Genomic DNA, 17,390 nt, shown 5'->3' with positions numbered 1-17,390 from the left:
TTGGCGGGGAGTGAGGCGCCGCCCCTTGCTTCAGCTCAGTTTTGCGGTCGGGTGCGCGCGGCGAAGAAGGCCCAGAGGGCGTCGTTGTCGGCGACCCAGCTGTGGCCGCCGCCGGCGGTGATGCGGCCCACCACGTCCGCGCCGTCGCGGCATGCGGCGTAGCCTTCCTCATATACTTTGTCGGCGACCCAGCGGGTGTCGCGCACCTGGGTGCACCCGTTGATCTGGGCCCAGCGCTGTTCGGCGGCGTGCATGGTGTAATGCCAGTAGCCTGCGCCGCCGCCCTGGATCGGATTGGTCGTGTCGGCGTCGCCGGCGAAGGCGATCACCGGCATGGGGCGCGAAGGGCGGCAGGTGGCGGGATCGGGCTCTTCCGGCCGGTCCTTCTTCGGATTGCCGGCGCGCAGGCCCACGACCGGGGCGATGGCGGCGAACCGGTCGGCGGCGACACATCCCAGCCAGGACGTCATCCGACCGCCCCCCGACAGGCCCGTGGCATAGACGCGGCTGTTGTCGACACAGCCCTGGTCCGCCAGATAGCGGATGGCGGTCGTCAGATAGGCGACGTCGTCGGCGTCGTTGGGGCCGGGAACCGCGCCGGTGATGGTCGGGACACCGGGAATGTTCCAGACGAAGCCCCGCTCGACCGGAATGCCGGCGTCAGGCGCGGCGACGATGAAGCCGTGCCGGTCCGCCGTTTCCGCCAGTCGAGACGAGGCCAGCATCTTCTCGCCCGTGCCGCCGCTGCCGTGCAGCAGGAAGACCAAGGGTGCGGGCTTGTTCAGATCGAAGCCGGTGGGCAGGTGCAGCAGCATCGTGCGGCCGGTCCGGCCGATGGTGAGGGTTTGGGTCGCGCCCGCCTGGCCGATGCCGCAGGGCGCAGCCTGCGCGGTCTGACTGAAGGTCATCAGGCCCAGCAGGGCGGCGAACAGGCCGATCCAGCGCTTCATGCGATTTCACCTCTCGTGAACGAAGCCGGCAGGGTGGGGGGATTTCGCCGTGGAGGCCAGCCTTGAGGGGCGGCGTGGGGCTTCCCATCTGTGGATACCCCAAGAGACGGAGCCTCCCCCTATGAAAATCCTGCTGGTGCTGACGTCGCACGATCAACTCGGCGACACGGGCAAGAAGACCGGCTTCTGGCTGGAAGAGCTGGCGGCCCCCTATTATGCGCTGAAGGATGCGGGCGCTGAGGTCGTGCTGGCCTCGCCCAAGGGCGGACAGCCGCCGCTGGATCCCAAGAGCGACGACGCCGACGCCCAGACCGACGACACGCGCCGCTTCAAGGCCGATGCCGAAGCCCAGGCCGCCCTGGCCTCCACGGTCGTCCTGTCGTCGGTGAAGGCCGATGATTTCGACGCCGTCTTCTATCCCGGCGGTCACGGGCCGCTGTGGGACCTGGCCAATGATGCGGATTCCATCGCCCTGATCGAGGCCTTCACCAAGGCGGACAAGCCGACCGGCTTCGTCTGCCATGCGCCCGGCGTGCTGAAGTCCGTGAACGGCGCGGACGGCAAACCGCTGGTCAACGGCCGCAAGGTGACGGGCTTCACCAACTCCGAAGAGGATGCGGTGGGCCTGACGGACGTGGTGCCGTTCCTGGTCGAGAACGTGCTGATCGCCAATGGCGCCGACTATTCCAAGGGGCCGGACTGGGGGTCGTATGTGCTGACCGACGGCAAGCTGGTGACCGGCCAGAACCCAGGCTCGTCGCGTGAAGCGGCAGAGGCGCTGCTGGGGCTGTTGAAGGCCTAAGGACGACGACCGTCTCCTCCCCGTCGCGAAGCGATGGGGAGGAGACGCGGCGCCCCTTGCGCCGTGACGGAGGGGTTCTTTGGGTCGTCACAGACGCCTGTGGGACTTCAAGAGCCCCTCCACCGCTACGCGGTCCCCCTCCCCACGCGTGGGGAGGAGGCGTGTTTGGCGCCGCCTGGGCGCGAGGATGTCCGACAGGCGGTCGGGCGTGCCCTCGATCCGTTCCAGGCGCGGATAGCGCAGGCCGTCGTGGTAGGCGAAGGCCACGGTGCGGAAACGGTCGCCGGATTTCAGCAGCAGTTCGATGGGGGCGTCGGTCCCTTTCGCGGCGGTGACGGCGTCGCGCAAAACTTCGGCCGAGCCGGTCTTGCCGTTGACGGCGACCAGGCTCCAGCCGGCGCCGATGCCCTGTTCGAAGGCGGGGCCGCCCCAACGGATGTTGGTCAGCTTTTCCGCCGTCAGGGTGAAGCCCAGCGAATACTGGAAGTCGTTGGCCCAGCCGGTCTGGACCGACTTTTCCGCCGCCGACGGCGTGTCGGTGTAGGTCAGGCGCCAGCCGCCACGTTCGATCCCGGCCAGGGGCGCCTTGGCGTCCGGCCCGACGGCGTCCAGACGGCTGCGCAGGAACTCGGCCCAGTCGTGCGGATAGACGGCGTTCAGGGCGGCGACCACATCCTCGAACCGATAGCCCTGGGGCGCCCATTCGCCGTCGTTGTGGCCGAAGAAGCCCCGGGCGAAATCATCGAGGGACTTGCGCCCATTCGTGCCCTCGCGGATCAGGGTGTCGGCGTCCAGCCAGACCAGCAGGCTCTCGCGGTAATAGTCGCCGGTGCCGCGCATCCACGAGGTGAACTGGCCCGGCACGCGGTAGCCCAGCAGATTGTGGTTGTTGGTGTCCTGTAGCGCGCGCCACTGACGGCCCGGCTGTTCGTCATAGAAGGCGGCGACAGTGGCCAGGGTGGCCAGCGCCACGTCCCTGGAATGCAGGCCTGAGCGGGCGGCGAGGACGTCGCCCCAGTATTCTGTCTGGCCCTCATAGACCCACAGCAGGGTGTTCTGGGTCGGGACGTTGTGGTTGGCGGTCAGCTCGTCCGCGGGGCGCATGAACTTGCCGTTCCAGGAGTGGGTGTATTCGTGGGGCAATAGGCCCCGGTCGCCGGCGCTCTTGGCCCAGTTGGTGAAGAAGTCGGGGGCGCCTGTGTTTTCCGAACTGCGGTGATGCTCCAGGCCGATGCCGCCCATCTGATCGGTCAGGGCGAACAGGAACTGGTAGTTGTCGAAGTGGCGGGCGCCGAACAGGCGGTCGGCCTGCTGGACCATGTTTTCGAACAGCTTGAGTTGGTCGTCCGTGGCGGCCAGGCCCTTGGCCTCGTCGGCCAGGATGTTCAGGTGGACGCGGTCGCCGCTGGGGTCGATGTCCACGCGGCGATAGTGGGCGCCGGCGAAGATGGGGCTGTCGATCAGGGTGTAGAGGTCGGTCGTCGCAAAGGTCGCCACGTCGCCGTCTTGCGAGGCCGTGCTCAGGGCCGTGCCATATTTCCAGCCGGCGGGCAGGACGACGCTCGGGGCGACCTGAATCTGGCGGCTGAAATAGCCGGCCGGATAGAGAATGGCCTTCTCCCACTGAAGATTGACCATCGCCGGGGTCATCAGCACGCGCCAGTTCGAGCTGTCGGGCTGGGTCAGTTGCTGGAAGGCGATGTCGATGCTGGTGACGCCGGCCGGGATGTCGAGGTGGAAGGCGTAGGGGTCGAGGGTGTCGCGCAGCCACTCGATCCGCTGACCATTGGCGGTCACGGTCAGGCCGGAGATGAGCTGAATCGGGCCGGTGGCGGCGTGGTTGCCGGGCAGGAACTTGGGATAGAGCAGGGTCAGCGGGCCGGGACCGGCGACGGGGATGGTCTGGCTGACGTTGATGATCCGGCGGTCCAGATCGGTGATGTCGGCGCGGTACTGGATGACGCCGGGATAGGGCTTGTCCTGGGGCGCGGGGATGGCCGGCTGGGCGCGGGGCAGGGCCAGCGGCGCCTGTGTCGCATCGGTGATGACGGGAGTGGACTGGAAGGTCTGGGCCATCGCTGGCGCGGCGGCGGTCGTCATCAGGACGGCGAGGCAGGCGGCGGTCAGGCGGGTACGCGGCATCAGGTCATCCGGGTCGGCAAGGGAAGCCGCACCGTCGGGGGCGCGATGCGATGCGTCAAGCGTGGCGTTGTGTCTCCTCCCCATCGCAGATGGGGAGGAGACGGGTGAGTGTGCTGCTCAGCGCCGGCGCGCCGTCAGGATGTCGCCGAGGCGGTCGGGGGTTCCCTCGATGCGTTCCAAGCGGGGGTAGCGCAGGCCGTCGTGGTAGTCGAAGACGACGGTGCGGTATTGGTCGTCATCCTTGACGATCAGGGTGATGGGCGTCGCGGGGTCCTTGGCGGCGGTGACGGCTTCGGTCAGGCGATCGGGGGTGGCGGCCTGGCCGTTGACGGCGACGATCTCCATGCCTGCGGCGAGACCCGACTTGAAGGCCAGGCTGTCCCACTGGACGCTGCGGATCTTGTTGGCCTCGCCGGTCTGGAAGCCCAGGGAATAGGTGAAGTCGTTGCGCTTCAGCTCGGCATAGAGCGTCTTCATGTAGTCGGTGGGCTTGTCGGTGAAGGCCAGGCGCCAGCCGCCGCGCGCCAGGCCGTCCAGCGGGGCGCGGGCGTCGGGGCCGTCGGCGTCCAGGCGGGTGCGCAGGAAGGTCGCCCAGTCGTTGGCGACGACGCCGTTCAAGGCCGCGACCACATCCTCGAACGTATAGGGGGCGGGGGCGTAGTCGCCGTCGCGGACGCCGTAGAAGGCGCGGGCGAAGTCGTCGAGCGATTTGCGACCGCCTGTCTTCTCGCGGATCGTCGTATCGACGTCGAGCCAGATCAGTTGGCCCTCGGAATAGTAGTCCTCGTCACGCTGCCACGACAGCCAGCCCTTGGGCTGGCGCTGGCTGATGATCGGGTCGTTGGTGGTGTCCTGCATCGCGCGCCATTCGCGGCCGACGCGGGTGTCATAGGTGGCGGCGGTCATGGCCAGAGAGTCCATCGCCTGCTGTTTGGTCAGCAGGCCCGACCGGGCGGCGATGACCTGACCATAGTATTGGGTCTGGCCCTCATAGACCCACAGCAGGCTGTTCTGCAGGGGCGAGTTGAAGTTGGGCACATACTGGTCGGCGGGGCGGCGCCATTTGCCGTCCCACGAGTGGTTCATCTCGTGGCTGAGCAGGTCGCGGTCGCCCAGATGCGTATCCCAGCCGGTGAAGAAGGCGGGATCGACGGAGTTCTCCGAACTGCGGTGATGTTCCAGCCCGATGCCGCCCAGCTTGTCGGTCATGGCGATCAGGAAGTCGTAATGGTCGAAGTGGCGCGCGCCATACAGGCGGTCCATCTGGTCGACCAGGTTGCGCAGGATCTGGATCTGGTCGTCGGTGGCGTTCAGGCTGTCGGCCTTGTCGGCGACGAAGTTGGCGCGGACGGGCGAACGGCCGCCGGGGTTCAGGTCGATCTGGCGATAGTGGACGCCGGCGAAGACCGGGCTGTCGATCAGGACTTCCAGATTGACGGGCTTGAAGGTCTGGACGTCGCCGGTCTTGGTTTCGGGCTCCAGCGCCGTGCCGAACTGCCAGCCGGTCGGGAACTTGACCGTGGGCTGAACCGTGATGTTCCGCGACCAGTGGCCGGCGGGATAGAGCAGCATCTTCTCCCACTGAATGTTCAGCATCTCGGGCGTCATGGTGATGCGGCCCTGGGCGCCGGTCGTCGGCGACAGGTGCTGCATGGTGATGTTCAGCGCGGTCGCGCCGGCCGGGACGACGACGTGATAGGCGAAGGGATGCAGGGGGTCGCGCACCCACTCGACGCGCTGGCCGTTGGTGGTGATCTCGATGCCCGCCAACTGGGCGATGGGGCCGACGGGGCCGTGGTTGCCGGGCAGCCATTCAGGGAAGAACAGGGTCATCGGGCCGGCGTTGGCGACGGGGATGGTCTCGGTCACGGCGAAGATGTGCTGGGCCAGGTTGGTGGCGTCGATGTCGAGCGTGATGACGCCGGGATAGGCGATGTCCTGGGCGTCGGGGATCGGTGGCAGGGCTGAACGCAGGGCGGGCGGATAGGTGGAGGCCTGCTGCGCCAGGGCGGCGGGGGCGGTCGAGATGAGCAGGAAGGCGAGGCCAAGACCAAAGGGAGCGGCGCGCAGGCAGGGACGGATCATCGAGAACTCTTGGGAGGCGACATGCGGGTAGCCGCGACAGTCCGCCGCAGGGGGCGGGGCGTCAAGCTTCAGCGCCGATCCCAAATTGCACTGCACCCCGAAAACGCGTGCAAAATGCAAGAAAGTGCAAATTCGATCAGTCTTCCTCCATCGGGCGCAGCGGCGGGGTGGTGGGTAGATTGTGCTGCCGTTTCGGGTCGTTCGCCATGCCGCGATAGTAGCGCACGGCGTGATCGTCGGTCTTGGCGACGGCGGCGAGATCCTGGTGAAGGCGGGACCAGCCCCGCGCCTCGATCAGCTTTCCGTCGATCATCGCCTTGGAGGCATTGGCCCAGGCCAGTCGCGCCATGTCGGCGGCGTTGCAGGGCAGGCGTTGGTCGATGAAGGCCAGTTCGTAAGTGTCGAGCGGCTCGAACACGGCGCCATGCGGCTGATCCGATCGGCGCCAACCCTCGGTGCGGGCGCGCCAGCGGAAGGTCGAGAGGCTGAGGCCATGACGCTCGCACACCTCGACGGCGAAACCGCCGGCGAGATAGTCCTTGCGGGCGGCGGCCCAGGTCGCGGCGGAGCGACGGGTCCAGTCGGGGGAGTTCGGTTGAGTATCGGAGTTGTCATCGGTCATGGCACCCATGATGCGGGCGGCGCTACCTATGGCCGGAAGAAAGTCGGTTCAAAGTTCCAAGCTGCTGAAAGGCCCGGGGTTTGTGTTCGGCATTAGGATGAAAAGCCCCTTCCAGCCCGCATAGTGGGTCAGTTCAGGGCCTTCAGCAGGGCTTCGTGGAAGCGGTCGGGATCCTGGGTCTGGGGGGCGTGGCCCAGGTCTGAAAACTCAATCAGGGTCGCGTCGGGAATGGCCTCGGCGGTGCGGCGGCCAAGGGCGGGATACTGGCCGAGGCGGGCCTGAACCTCGGTCGAGGCGCGGTTGGCGCCGGGGGCGGTGCGGTCGGTGCCGCCGATGATCAATGTGGTCGGGGCGGCGATGCGGGCGAACTCGTGCGCGATGGGCTGGGTGAAGATCATGTCCGAGGTCTGGGCCTGGTTCCAGGCGACGGCGTCGCCGCCGGGGCCGGTGTACATGCCCGCGAGCATGGCGACGGGCTCGTCGTATTCGGGCCGCCACTGGCCGTCGTAATAGACCTTCTGCTGATAGGCCTTGATGCTGTCGAAGTTGGTGCGGCGCTCATTGGCGTAGGCGGCGTCCAGCGAGGCGTAGGGGACGCCCTCGGCCTGCCAGTCCTCAAGACCGATGGGATTGACCAGGACCAGATGTTCGACGGCGTCGGGGTGCATGATGGCGAACCGGCTGGCCAGCATGCCGCCCATCGAATGGCCGATCACCACGGCGCGGTCGATGTTCAGGCTGTCGAGCAGGCCCCTGGTGTTGGTCGCCAGTTGCGGCAGGCTGAACTGGTAAGCGTCGGGTTTGGAGGCTTTGCAGAAGCCGATCTGATCGATGGCGACGACGCGGAAACCGGCGTCGGCCAGGACGCGGATGGTCGGGGCCCAGGTGGCGGCGCAGAAGTTCTTGCCATGCAGCAAGACCGCCGTACGGCCGTTGGCCGAGCCGGTCGGGGCCACGTCCATATAGGTCATCTCCAGCGGCTGGCGCTGGGAGGTGAAGCCGTAGGTTCGGACCGGGAAGGGGTAGTCGTACCGCTCCAGCCGAGGACCGTAGGTGGGGCGGTCAGGCCGACTTTCCTGGGCCGATGCCGGGGCGGCGACGGCGAGGAGCGCGGCGAGCGAGGCGGAGAGGAGGGTGCGGATCATCACGGGGCGAACCCTCCAAGTCCCGTCGCCGTTCCGCCCCGCGACCCGTTGTCCGGTCAGCCCGCCGGTTTGACCTCAAGCAGTTCGACCGAGAAGCGCAGGGTCGAGTTGGGCGGAAGCTCGTCGCCGCCGACCCAGCGCGAGCCGTAGCCGAGCGAGGCGGGGATGACGAACTCATAGATCTCGCCGACGCGCATCAGGGCGACGCCCTCGGTCCAGCCCTTGATGACGCGGTTCAGGGGGAACTCGGCCGGTTCGTTGCGGGAATAGGAGCTGTCGAACTCGCGCCCGTCGATGAAGGTGCCGCGATAGTGGACCTTGACCGTGTCGGACCCGGAGGGCTGGGCGCCGTTGGGATGAGCCTTGCCGACGCGGCGGTATTGCAGGCCGCTTTCGGTGGTCGTCCAGCCGCGACGGGCGCCGTTCCAGGCCAGATAGGCGGTGTTGCCGGCGTCCCACGCCTGTTGCGGGGTCTGGCCGCCCTGGCCGGCGACGGCGGCGGCCGCATGGGCGGCGGCCGAGGCGGTCTCGGCGTAGGTGACGGGTTCGCCGCGTGTGGCGCAGGCGGACAATGTAAGAAGGGCGAGCAGGGGCAGGGCGATGCGTGTCATATGACGACGCTATCAGGCCTTAAGACCCGGCGGCAACGGGATTGGGAAGCTAGAACGAAAAGGTTCCGCAGGGCCTTTATTTCGTCGCGAATGCGCGTATATGTGCACGTTCCCGCAACACTCCATATGAGTCTGCGCGCAAGCGCCGAGGCCCGGTCCGTCGCCCTCCGACCGTGCGAAGGCGCGGCTCCTTCCCCAGGGAGCCGGTACATTTCAGGCATCCTGGCCCGGCAGCGGGCCGAGGGTGGATGCCGAACCCCTGGCTGCGGACGCGGAGACGCGCGCCGTGGCTGCTGCATTTCACGCGCGGTTTTCCCGGATCGCGCGTCATGGGAAACACTGAATGACTGACGTCGCCCACGATCTCGCCATCAACGGTCAGATCGCTTCCGCCACCTCGTTCACCGGCAAGAAGCGCATCCGCAAATCCTTCGGGCGTATCCCCGAAGCGGTGGCGATGCCCAACCTGATCGAGGTCCAGCGCGCCTCCTACGAACAGTTCCTGCAGCGTGAGGTCCGTCCGGGCGTCCGCAAGGAACAGGGCATCGAGGCGGTCTTCAAGTCGGTGTTCCCGATCAAGGACTTCAACGAACGCGCCATCCTGGAATACGTCTCGTACGAGTTCGAAGAGCCGAAGTACGACGTCGAGGAGTGCATCCAGCGCGACATGACTTATGCCGCGCCGCTGAAGGTCAAGCTGCGCCTGATCGTGTTCGAGACCGACGAGGAAACGGGAGCCCGTTCGGTCAAGGACATCAAGGAGCAGGACGTCTACATGGGCGACATCCCGCTCATGACGGACAAGGGCACCTTCATCGTCAACGGCACCGAGCGCGTGATCGTCTCGCAGATGCACCGTTCGCCGGGCGTCTTCTTCGACCACGACAAGGGCAAGACGCACAGCTCGGGCAAGCTGCTGTTCGCCGCCCGCGTGATCCCGTACCGCGGTTCGTGGCTCGACTTCGAGTTCGACGCCAAGGACGTGGTCTATGTCCGCATCGACCGCCGCCGCAAGCTGCCGGCCACGACCTTCCTGATGGGTCTGGGCATGGACGGCGAAGAAATCCTGAAGACCTTCTACGAGACCGTGCCTTACGAGAAGCGCGGCGAGGGCTGGGTCACGCCGTACAAGGCCGAGCGCTGGCGCGGTGTTAAGCCGGAGTTCGACCTGGTCGACGCCGACACCGGCGAAGTGATCGCCCAGGCCGGCCAGAAGATCAGCGCGCGCGCCGCCAAGAAGCTGGGCGACACGACGACGTCGCTGTCGCTGGCCGCCGACGCCCTGGTCACCAAATATCTGGCCAATGACGCCGTCAACTTCGAGACCGGCGAGATCTTCGCCGAGGCCGGCGACGAGCTGGATGCGCCCACCATCGAAGTGCTGGAGCAAAACGGCTTCACCACCATCGACGTGCTGGACATCGACCACGTCACGGTCGGCGCCTACATGCGCAACACCCTGCGGGTGGACAAGAACGACAACCGCGAGGACGCCCTGTTCGACGTCTATCGCGTGATGCGTCCGGGCGAGCCGCCCACCCCCGAAGCCGCAGAGAACATGTTCAACTCGCTGTTCTTCGACAGCGAACGCTACGACCTGTCGGCCGTCGGCCGGGTCAAGATGAACATGCGCCTGGAGACCCCCGAGGTTTCCGACGAGATACGCGTCCTGCGCAAGGACGACGTGCTGAAGGTCCTGCAGATCCTGGTCGGCCTGAAGGACGGCCGCGGCGAGATCGACGACATCGACAATCTGGGCAACCGCCGGGTCCGTTCGGTCGGCGAACTGCTGGAAAACCAGTACCGCGTCGGTCTGCTGCGGATGGAGCGCGCCATCAAGGAGCGCATGTCCTCGGTCGATATCGATACGGTGATGCCGCACGACCTGATCAACGCCAAGCCGGCCGCCGCTGCGGTTCGTGAGTTCTTCGGTTCGTCGCAGCTGTCGCAGTTCATGGACCAGACGAACCCGCTGTCGGAAATCACCCACAAGCGTCGCCTTTCGGCGCTTGGCCCGGGCGGTCTGACGCGTGAGCGCGCGGGCTTCGAAGTCCGCGACGTCCACCCGACCCACTACGGCCGCATCTGCCCGATCGAAACGCCGGAAGGCCCGAACATCGGCCTGATCAACTCGCTGGCCACCCACGCGCGCGTCAACAAGTACGGCTTCATCGAGAGCCCGTATCGTCGCGTGAAGGACGGCGTGGCCCAGGGCGAGGTGGTTTACATCTCGGCCATGGAAGAGTCGAAATACACGATCGCCCAGGCCAACATCGAACTGAAGAACGGCAGCATCGTCGAGGACCTGGTCCCCGGCCGGATCAACGGCGAATCCCAGCTGCTGAACCGCGACGCCGTGGACATGATGGACGTGTCGCCGAAACAGGTCGTTTCGGTCGCCGCCGCCCTGATCCCGTTCCTGGAAAACGATGACGCCAACCGCGCACTGATGGGCGCGAACATGCAACGTCAGGCCGTGCCTCTGGTGCAGTCGGACGCACCGCTGGTCGGCACCGGCATGGAAGCGGTCGTGGCCGTGGACTCCGGCGCCGTCGTGGTCGCTCGTCGTGAAGGCGTCGTCGAACAGATCGACGGCACCCGGATCGTCGTGCGCGCCACCGGCGACGTGGACGCCGCCCGGTCGGGCGTCGACATCTATCGCCTGTCGAAGTTCCAGCGTTCCAACCAGTCGACCTGCATCAACCAGCGCCCGATCGTGCGCGTGGGCGACCAGGTGAAGGCCGGCGACGTCATCGCCGACGGCCCGTCGACGGACCTGGGCGAACTGGCCCTGGGCCGCAACGCCCTCGTCGCCTTCATGCCCTGGAACGGCTACAACTTCGAAGACTCCATCCTGATCTCCGAGCGCATCGTGCGCGACGACGTCTTCACCTCCATCCACCTCGAAGAGTTCGAAGTGATGGCGCGTGACACGAAGTTGGGCCCGGAAGAAATCACCCGCGACATCCCCAACGTCGGTGAGGAAGCCCTGCGCAACCTCGACGAAGCGGGCATCGTGGCCATCGGCGCCGAAGTCCAGCCGGGCGACATCCTGGTCGGCAAGGTCACGCCGAAGGGCGAAAGCCCGATGACGCCGGAAGAGAAGCTGCTGCGCGCCATCTTCGGCGAGAAGGCTTCGGACGTGCGCGACACCTCCCTGCGCCTGCCGCCCGGCGTCGCCGGCACGATCGTGGACGTTCGCGTCTTCAACCGTCACGGCGTCGACAAGGACGAGCGCGCCATGGCGATCGAACGCGCCGAGATCGAACGTCTGGGCAAGGACCGCGACGACGAGCTCAAGATCCTTGAGCGCAACGTCTATGGCCGCCTGAAGCCGCTGATCGTGGGCAAGAACGCCGTGTCGGGACCCAAGGGCATCGGCCGTGGCGAGCTGACCGACGAGAAGCTGGCCGAGGTCAGCCGTGGTCTGTGGTGGCAGATCGCCCTGGACGACGAGAAGGCCATGGGCGAGCTGGAGGCGATGAAGCGCCAGTTCGAAGACGCTCGCAAGCAACTGGACCGTCGTTTCGAAGACAAGGTCGAGAAGCTGCAACGCGGCGACGAACTGCCCCCCGGCGTGATGAAGATGGTCAAGGTCTTCGTGGCCGTGAAGCGCAAGCTTCAGCCCGGCGACAAGATGGCCGGCCGTCACGGAAACAAGGGCGTCATCTCCAAGATCCTGCCGATCGAGGACATGCCGCACCTGGAAGACGGCACGCACGTGGACGTCGTTCTGAACCCGCTGGGCGTGCCTTCGCGCATGAACATCGGCCAGATCTTCGAAACCCACCTGGGTTGGGCCGCCGCCGGTCTGGGCAAGCAGATCTCCGGTCTGCTGGAAGCCTGGCAGCAGGGTGGTCAGAAGCAGGCCCTGATCGATCGTCTAACGCATATCTACGGCCCGGAAACCCCGTTGCCGCAGGATGAGGAAGAGCTGATCGAGCTGGCGAAGAACCTGTCCAAGGGCGTGCCCTTCGCGACTCCGGTCTTCGACGGCGCCCACATCGGCGACATCGAACGCCTGCTGGAAGAGGCGGGGCTGAACAAGTCGGCCCAGTCGATCCTGTACGACGGTCAAACGGGTGAGCAGTTCAAGCGTCCGGTCACGGTCGGCTACATCTACATGCTGAAGCTGCACCACCTGGTCGACGACAAGATCCACGCCCGCTCCATCGGTCCGTACTCGCTCGTCACCCAGCAACCGCTGGGCGGCAAGGCGCAGTTCGGCGGACAGCGCTTCGGGGAGATGGAGGTCTGGGCTCTGGAAGCCTACGGCGCCGCCTACACCCTGCAGGAAATGCTGACGGTGAAGTCCGACGACGTGGCTGGACGGACCAAGGTCTACGAGGCCATCGTCCGCGGCGACGACAGCTTCGAGGCCGGCATTCCCGAGAGCTTCAACGTGCTCATCAAGGAAATGCGTTCGCTGGGTCTGAACGTGGAGCTGGAGAACAGCTGAGCCGGATCACGAACCCTCTCCCGCCAAGGCGGGGGAGGGCGATCCCTCCGCTTCTCTCCGTTCTAAATAATTTTCGCGGGTCTACCCCGCAGAAGGAATCAAGATGAACCAGGAAGTCCTGAACATCTTCAACCCGGTCCCGGTCACCCCGACCTTCGACCAGATCAAGATCGCCCTGGCCTCGCCGGAGAAGATCCGCTCGTGGTCGTTCGGCGAGATCAAGAAGCCGGAAACCATCAACTACCGCACGTTCAAGCCCGAGCGTGACGGCCTGTTCTGCGCGCGTATCTTTGGCCCGACCAAGGACTACGAATGCCTGTGCGGCAAGTACAAGCGCATGAAGTACAAGGGCATCATCTGCGAGAAGTGCGGCGTCGAAGTCACCCTGGCTCGCGTTCGCCGCGAGCGCATGGGTCACATCGACCTAGCCGCCCCGGTCGCCCACATCTGGTTCCTGAAGTCGCTGCCGTCGCGCATCTCGCTGATGCTGGACATGGCGTTGAAGGACGTGGAACGCGTCCTGTACTTCGAGAACTACATCGTCACCGAGCCGGGCCTGACCCCGCTGAAGCAGAACCAACTGCTGACCGAAGACGAGTTCTATCGCTATCAGGAAGAGTTCGGCGACGACGGCTTCACCGCCGAGATCGGCGCCGAGGCCGTCCGCAACCTGCTGATGGGCATCGACCTGCACGCCGAGGCTGAAAAGCACCGTGGCGAGCTGGCGGACAGCCCGTCGGAAATGAAGGCCAAGAAGGCGTCCAAGCGCCTGAAGCTGATCGAGGCCTTCCTGGAATCGGGCAACAAGCCCGAGTGGATGATCCTGACGATCGTGCCGGTCATTCCGCCGGAACTGCGTCCTCTGGTGCCGCTGGACGGCGGTCGTTTCGCGACCTCCGACCTGAACGACCTGTATCGTCGCGTGATCAACCGCAACAACCGCCTGAAGCGCCTGATGGAGCTGCGCGCGCCGGACATCATCATCCGCAACGAAAAGCGGATGCTGCAGGAATCCGTCGATGCGCTGTTCGACAACGGCCGTCGCGGTCGCGTCATCACGGGCGCCAACAAGCGTCCGCTGAAGTCGCTGGCCGACATGCTGAAGGGCAAGCAGGGTCGCTTCCGCCAGAACCTGCTGGGCAAGCGCGTCGACTATTCGGGCCGTTCGGTCATCACCGTGGGACCGGAACTGAAGCTGCACGAGTGCGGCCTGCCCAAGAAGATGGCGCTGGAGCTGTTCAAGCCGTTCATCTATGCGCGCCTTGACGCCAAGGGCCTGTCGGGCACCGTCAAGCAATCCAAGCGTATGGTCGAGCGCGAGCAGCCCGCCGTCTGGGACATCCTGGACGAGGTCATCCGCGAGCACCCGGTCCTGCTGAACCGCGCGCCGACGCTTCACCGTCTGGGCATCCAGGCGTTCGAGCCCAAGCTGATCGAGGGCAAGGCCATCCGCCTGCACCCGCTGGTCTGTACGGCGTTCAACGCCGACTTCGACGGCGACCAGATGGCCGTTCACGTCCCGCTGAGCCTCGAGGCCCAGCTGGAAGCGCGCGTCCTGATGATGTCGACCAACAACATCCTGTCGCCCGCCAACGGCAAGCCGATCATCGTGCCGTCGCAGGACATCGTCCTGGGCCTGTACTATCTGTCGCTGGTCAAGGACGGCGAGCCGGGTGAAGGCAAGCTGTTCGCCAACATCGGCGAGATCGACGCCGCGCTGGACGCCAAGGTCGTCACCCTGCACACGCGCATCAAGGCGCGCTGGACGGAACAGGACGCCGAAGGCAAGGAGATCACGAAGGTGATCGACACCACGCCGGGCCGGATGAAGCTGGCGGCCCTGCTGCCGCGCAACCCGAACGTCGGCTATCGCCTGCTCGAAAAGAACCTGACCAAGAAGGAAATCGGCAATCTGATCGACGTGGTCTATCGCCACTGCGGTCAGAAGGCGACGGTGATCTTCGCCGATCAGATGATGGGCCTGGGCTTCCGCGAAGCCGCCAAGGCCGGCATCTCGTTCGGCAAGGACGACATCGTGATTCCGGCCAAGAAGGTCGAACTGGTCGCCGAGACCCGCACCCAGGTCGAGGAGTACGAACAACAGTACGCCGACGGCCTGATCACGCGCGGCGAGAAGTACAACAAGGTGGTCGACGCCTGGTCCAAGGCGACGGACCGGATCGCCGACGCCATGATGGCCGAGATCGCGCAACCGCGCGTGCTGATCGAGGGTGAAAACCCCGACATCAACTCGGTGTTCATGATGGCCAACTCCGGCGCCCGTGGCTCGCAGGCGCAGATGAAGCAGCTGGGCGGCATGCGCGGCCTGATGGCCAAGCCTTCCGGCGAGATCATCGAGACGCCGATCACCTCGAACTTCAAGGAAGGCCTGACCGTCCTTGAATACTTCAACTCCACCCACGGCGCCCGTAAGGGTCTGGCCGACACCGCGCTGAAGACCGCCAACTCGGGTTACCTGACCCGCCGTCTGGTGGACGTGGCGCAGGACTCGATCGTCACCGAGATCGACTGTGGCTCGACGCGCGGCATCACGCTGCGTGCGGTCATGGAAGGCGGCGACGTGCTGGTCTCGCTGGGCGCGCGCATCCTGGGTCGCTATGCGGCCGAGGACATCAAGGAGCCGGGCACCGATAACGTCCTGTTCCCCGCCGACACCTATCTGGTGGAAGAAGTCGCCGAGGCCGTCGAGGTTGCGGGCGTCCAGTCGGTCAAGGTCCGCTCGGGCCTGACCTGCGAGGCGGAAGCCGGAATCTGCGCCCACTGCTACGGGCGTGACCTGGCGCGCGGCACCAACGTCAACATCGGCGAAGCGGTCGGCGTCATCGCCGCCCAGTCGATCGGCGAGCCGGGCACCCAGCTGACCATGCGGACCTTCCACATCGGCGGTACGGCGCAGGTGGCGGAAACCTCCTTCATGGAGGCGACCAACGCCGGCGTGGCCAAGATCACCGGCCCGACCGTCACCGCCGCCCACGGCGACCTGGTGGCCATGAGCCGCAACGTCATCGTGACCGTGGTCGTGGACGGCAAAGACCGCGAGACCCACAAGGCCCCTTACGGCGCCCGCATCCGGGTCAAGGAAGGCAGCGAGGTCAAGAAGAACCAACGTCTGGCGGAGTGGGACCCCTACACCACGCCGATCCTGACGGAAGTCGGCGGCATCATCCGTTTCGAGGACCTGGTCGAAGGCCTGTCGGTCAAGGAAGAAACCGACGAAGCGACGGGCATCGCCCAGCGCGTCGTCAGCGACTGGCGCGCCAGCCCGCGTGGTTCCGACCTGCGTCCGGCCATGGGCGTCACCCTGGGCGACGCCTACGCCAAGCTGGCCTCGGGCTCCGACGCCCGTTACCTGCTGCCCGTCGGCGCGGTTCTGTCCGTGTCGAACGGCGATGAGGTCAAGCCGGGCGAGATCATCGCTCGTGTCCCGACCGAAGGCGCCAAGACCCGCGACATCACCGGCGGTCTGCCGCGCGTCGCCGAACTGTTCGAAGCTCGCCGTCCCAAGGACTGTGCGGTCATCGCCGAGATGGATGGTCGCGTCGAATTCGGTCGCGACTACAAGAACAAGCGTCGCATCAAGATCACGCCGGAAGTCAACGCCGACGGCGTGCAGGGCGAACCGGTCGAGTTCCTGATCCCCAAGGGCAAGCACATCTCCGTCCACGACGGCGATCTGATCCAGAAGGGCGACTACATCATCGACGGCAACCCGGATCCGCACGACCTGCTGCGCATCCAGGGCGTCGAGGCGCTGGCCGAGTATCTGGTGAACGAAGTGCAGGAGGTCTATCGACTGCAAGGCGTGCCGATCAACGACAAGCACATCGAAGTCATCGTGCGTCAGATGCTGCAGAAGGTCGAAGTCCTGGATTCGGGTGAAACCACCCTGATCCGCGGCGACACCGTCGAAGTCGCTGAAGCCGTTCTGGAAAACCAGAAGGTCGAGAAGCGTGGCGGCCGTCTGGCCACCACTCAGCCCGTCCTGCTGGGCATCACCAAGGCGTCGCTGCAAACCCGCAGCTTCATCTCGGCGGCGTCCTTCCAGGAGACCACCCGCGTCCTCACCGACGCCTCGGTCCACGGCAAGAAGGACATGCTGGAAGGTCTGAAGGAAAACGTCATCGTCGGCCGCCTGATCCCGGCAGGTACGGGCGCCTACCTGCGCGCCCTGCAGAAGATCGCCAACGATCGCGACGCCGAACTGACCTCGGCCCGCGAAGATGCGATCGAGCCGTTGCCGGCCGATCTGCAACTGGAGCTGGAGAACAGCGAAGGCTGATCTTCCGTTTCGGAAGCGAAGACATGAAGAGGGCGGCGCCGGCGACGGCGCCGCCCTTTTTCATGGGCGGTTGACCGCCCCGAGATTGTGAGGGACATTCTTCTCAGATTGTGGAGAGGAGTGAGCGCCATGCCCAAGAAACGGACGTCGGTCGTTGTGATTACGATGAACGTGGTCCTCTGGTGCGGCGTGGGCTACTTCAGCCTTGCCACCGCCGCCATGCACCTGGGCGAGGTCATGCACGACATCCACTGTCAGGACCACTGACGGCTAA

Annotated in this window: 10 protein-coding genes; 4 read left to right on the top strand and 6 right to left on the bottom strand. The window is 65.9% G+C overall.

Annotated features, from left to right (window positions below; translation table 11 throughout):
• Positions 1 to 35: 35 nt before the first annotated feature.
• Complete coding sequence (locus CHRYSEO8AT_RS00730) at positions 36 to 950, bottom strand: PHB depolymerase family esterase (protein ID WP_159844875.1); 915 nt, start codon at positions 948 to 950, stop codon at positions 36 to 38.
• A gap of 121 nt (positions 951 to 1,071) precedes the next feature.
• On the opposite strand from CHRYSEO8AT_RS00730, the gene CHRYSEO8AT_RS00725 reads away from it, so the two are divergent.
• Complete coding sequence (locus tag CHRYSEO8AT_RS00725; RefSeq protein WP_159844853.1) at positions 1,072 to 1,752, top strand: type 1 glutamine amidotransferase domain-containing protein; 681 nt, start codon at positions 1,072 to 1,074, stop codon at positions 1,750 to 1,752.
• Positions 1,753 to 1,839: 87 nt separating this feature from the next.
• Here CHRYSEO8AT_RS00725 and CHRYSEO8AT_RS00720 read toward each other — a convergent pair whose 3' ends face one another.
• From CHRYSEO8AT_RS00720 to CHRYSEO8AT_RS00700, 5 genes are all read right to left on the bottom strand, one after another.
• Positions 1,840 to 3,894 carry a M61 family metallopeptidase gene (locus tag CHRYSEO8AT_RS00720; RefSeq protein ID WP_201304316.1) on the bottom strand — a complete coding sequence of 685 codons (2,055 nt, stop codon included), beginning with the start codon at positions 3,892 to 3,894 and terminating at the stop codon, positions 1,840 to 1,842.
• Between the two features lie 117 nt (positions 3,895 to 4,011).
• Positions 4,012 to 5,979, bottom strand: coding sequence for a M61 family metallopeptidase (locus tag CHRYSEO8AT_RS00715; protein ID WP_159844850.1), 1,968 nt, complete (start codon positions 5,977 to 5,979; stop codon positions 4,012 to 4,014).
• Positions 5,980 to 6,115: 136 nt separating this feature from the next.
• Entirely contained in the window at positions 6,116 to 6,601 is a 486-nt protein-coding gene (locus CHRYSEO8AT_RS00710; protein ID WP_159844847.1) for a hypothetical protein, read from the bottom strand.
• Positions 6,602 to 6,729: 128 nt separating this feature from the next.
• Positions 6,730 to 7,746, bottom strand: coding sequence for an alpha/beta fold hydrolase (locus CHRYSEO8AT_RS00705; RefSeq protein WP_159844844.1), 1,017 nt, complete (start codon positions 7,744 to 7,746; stop codon positions 6,730 to 6,732).
• A 56-nt stretch (positions 7,747 to 7,802) separates the two neighbouring features.
• Positions 7,803 to 8,357, bottom strand: coding sequence for an FKBP-type peptidyl-prolyl cis-trans isomerase (locus tag CHRYSEO8AT_RS00700; protein ID WP_159844841.1), 555 nt, complete (start codon positions 8,355 to 8,357; stop codon positions 7,803 to 7,805).
• A 343-nt stretch (positions 8,358 to 8,700) separates the two neighbouring features.
• On the opposite strand from CHRYSEO8AT_RS00700, the gene rpoB reads away from it, so the two are divergent.
• From rpoB to CHRYSEO8AT_RS00685, 3 genes are all read left to right on the top strand, one after another.
• Positions 8,701 to 12,816: a DNA-directed RNA polymerase subunit beta gene (gene rpoB / locus CHRYSEO8AT_RS00695; protein WP_159844838.1), complete on the top strand. Its 4,116-nt coding sequence runs from the start codon at positions 8,701 to 8,703 to the stop codon at positions 12,814 to 12,816.
• 103 nt (positions 12,817 to 12,919) lie between these two features.
• Positions 12,920 to 17,116 (top strand): DNA-directed RNA polymerase subunit beta', encoded by a 4,197-nt coding sequence (rpoC, locus tag CHRYSEO8AT_RS00690; protein WP_159844835.1) that lies wholly within the window; start codon positions 12,920 to 12,922, stop codon positions 17,114 to 17,116.
• Positions 17,117 to 17,245: 129 nt separating this feature from the next.
• Positions 17,246 to 17,383 carry a hypothetical protein gene (locus CHRYSEO8AT_RS00685; protein ID WP_159844832.1) on the top strand — a complete coding sequence of 46 codons (138 nt, stop codon included), beginning with the start codon at positions 17,246 to 17,248 and terminating at the stop codon, positions 17,381 to 17,383.
• The last annotated feature ends 7 nt before the right edge of the window (positions 17,384 to 17,390 follow it).

The sequence above is a fragment of the Brevundimonas sp. G8 genome (assembly GCF_902506205.1).
Lineage (GTDB): Bacteria > Pseudomonadota > Alphaproteobacteria > Caulobacterales > Caulobacteraceae > Brevundimonas.
The sequence above is the reverse complement of the archived record's forward strand: the minus strand, read 5'-3'. Positions and strand labels throughout refer to the sequence as shown.

What these genes read in the sequence shown, in the direction of transcription:
- CHRYSEO8AT_RS00730 (WP_159844875.1), bottom strand. Translation starts at nt 950, where the DNA reads ATGAAGCGCTGGATCGGCCTGTTCGCCGCCCTGCTGGGCCTGATGACC.
- CHRYSEO8AT_RS00725 (WP_159844853.1), top strand. Translation starts at nt 1,072, where the DNA reads ATGAAAATCCTGCTGGTGCTGACGTCGCACGATCAACTCGGCGACACG.
- CHRYSEO8AT_RS00720 (WP_201304316.1), bottom strand. Translation starts at nt 3,894, where the DNA reads ATGCCGCGTACCCGCCTGACCGCCGCCTGCCTCGCCGTCCTGATGACG.
- CHRYSEO8AT_RS00715 (WP_159844850.1), bottom strand. Translation starts at nt 5,979, where the DNA reads ATGATCCGTCCCTGCCTGCGCGCCGCTCCCTTTGGTCTTGGCCTCGCC.
- CHRYSEO8AT_RS00710 (WP_159844847.1), bottom strand. Translation starts at nt 6,601, where the DNA reads ATGACCGATGACAACTCCGATACTCAACCGAACTCCCCCGACTGGACC.
- CHRYSEO8AT_RS00705 (WP_159844844.1), bottom strand. Translation starts at nt 7,746, where the DNA reads ATGATCCGCACCCTCCTCTCCGCCTCGCTCGCCGCGCTCCTCGCCGTC.
- CHRYSEO8AT_RS00700 (WP_159844841.1), bottom strand. Translation starts at nt 8,357, where the DNA reads ATGACACGCATCGCCCTGCCCCTGCTCGCCCTTCTTACATTGTCCGCC.
- rpoB (WP_159844838.1), top strand. Translation starts at nt 8,701, where the DNA reads ATGACTGACGTCGCCCACGATCTCGCCATCAACGGTCAGATCGCTTCC.
- rpoC (WP_159844835.1), top strand. Translation starts at nt 12,920, where the DNA reads ATGAACCAGGAAGTCCTGAACATCTTCAACCCGGTCCCGGTCACCCCG.
- CHRYSEO8AT_RS00685 (WP_159844832.1), top strand. Translation starts at nt 17,246, where the DNA reads ATGCCCAAGAAACGGACGTCGGTCGTTGTGATTACGATGAACGTGGTC.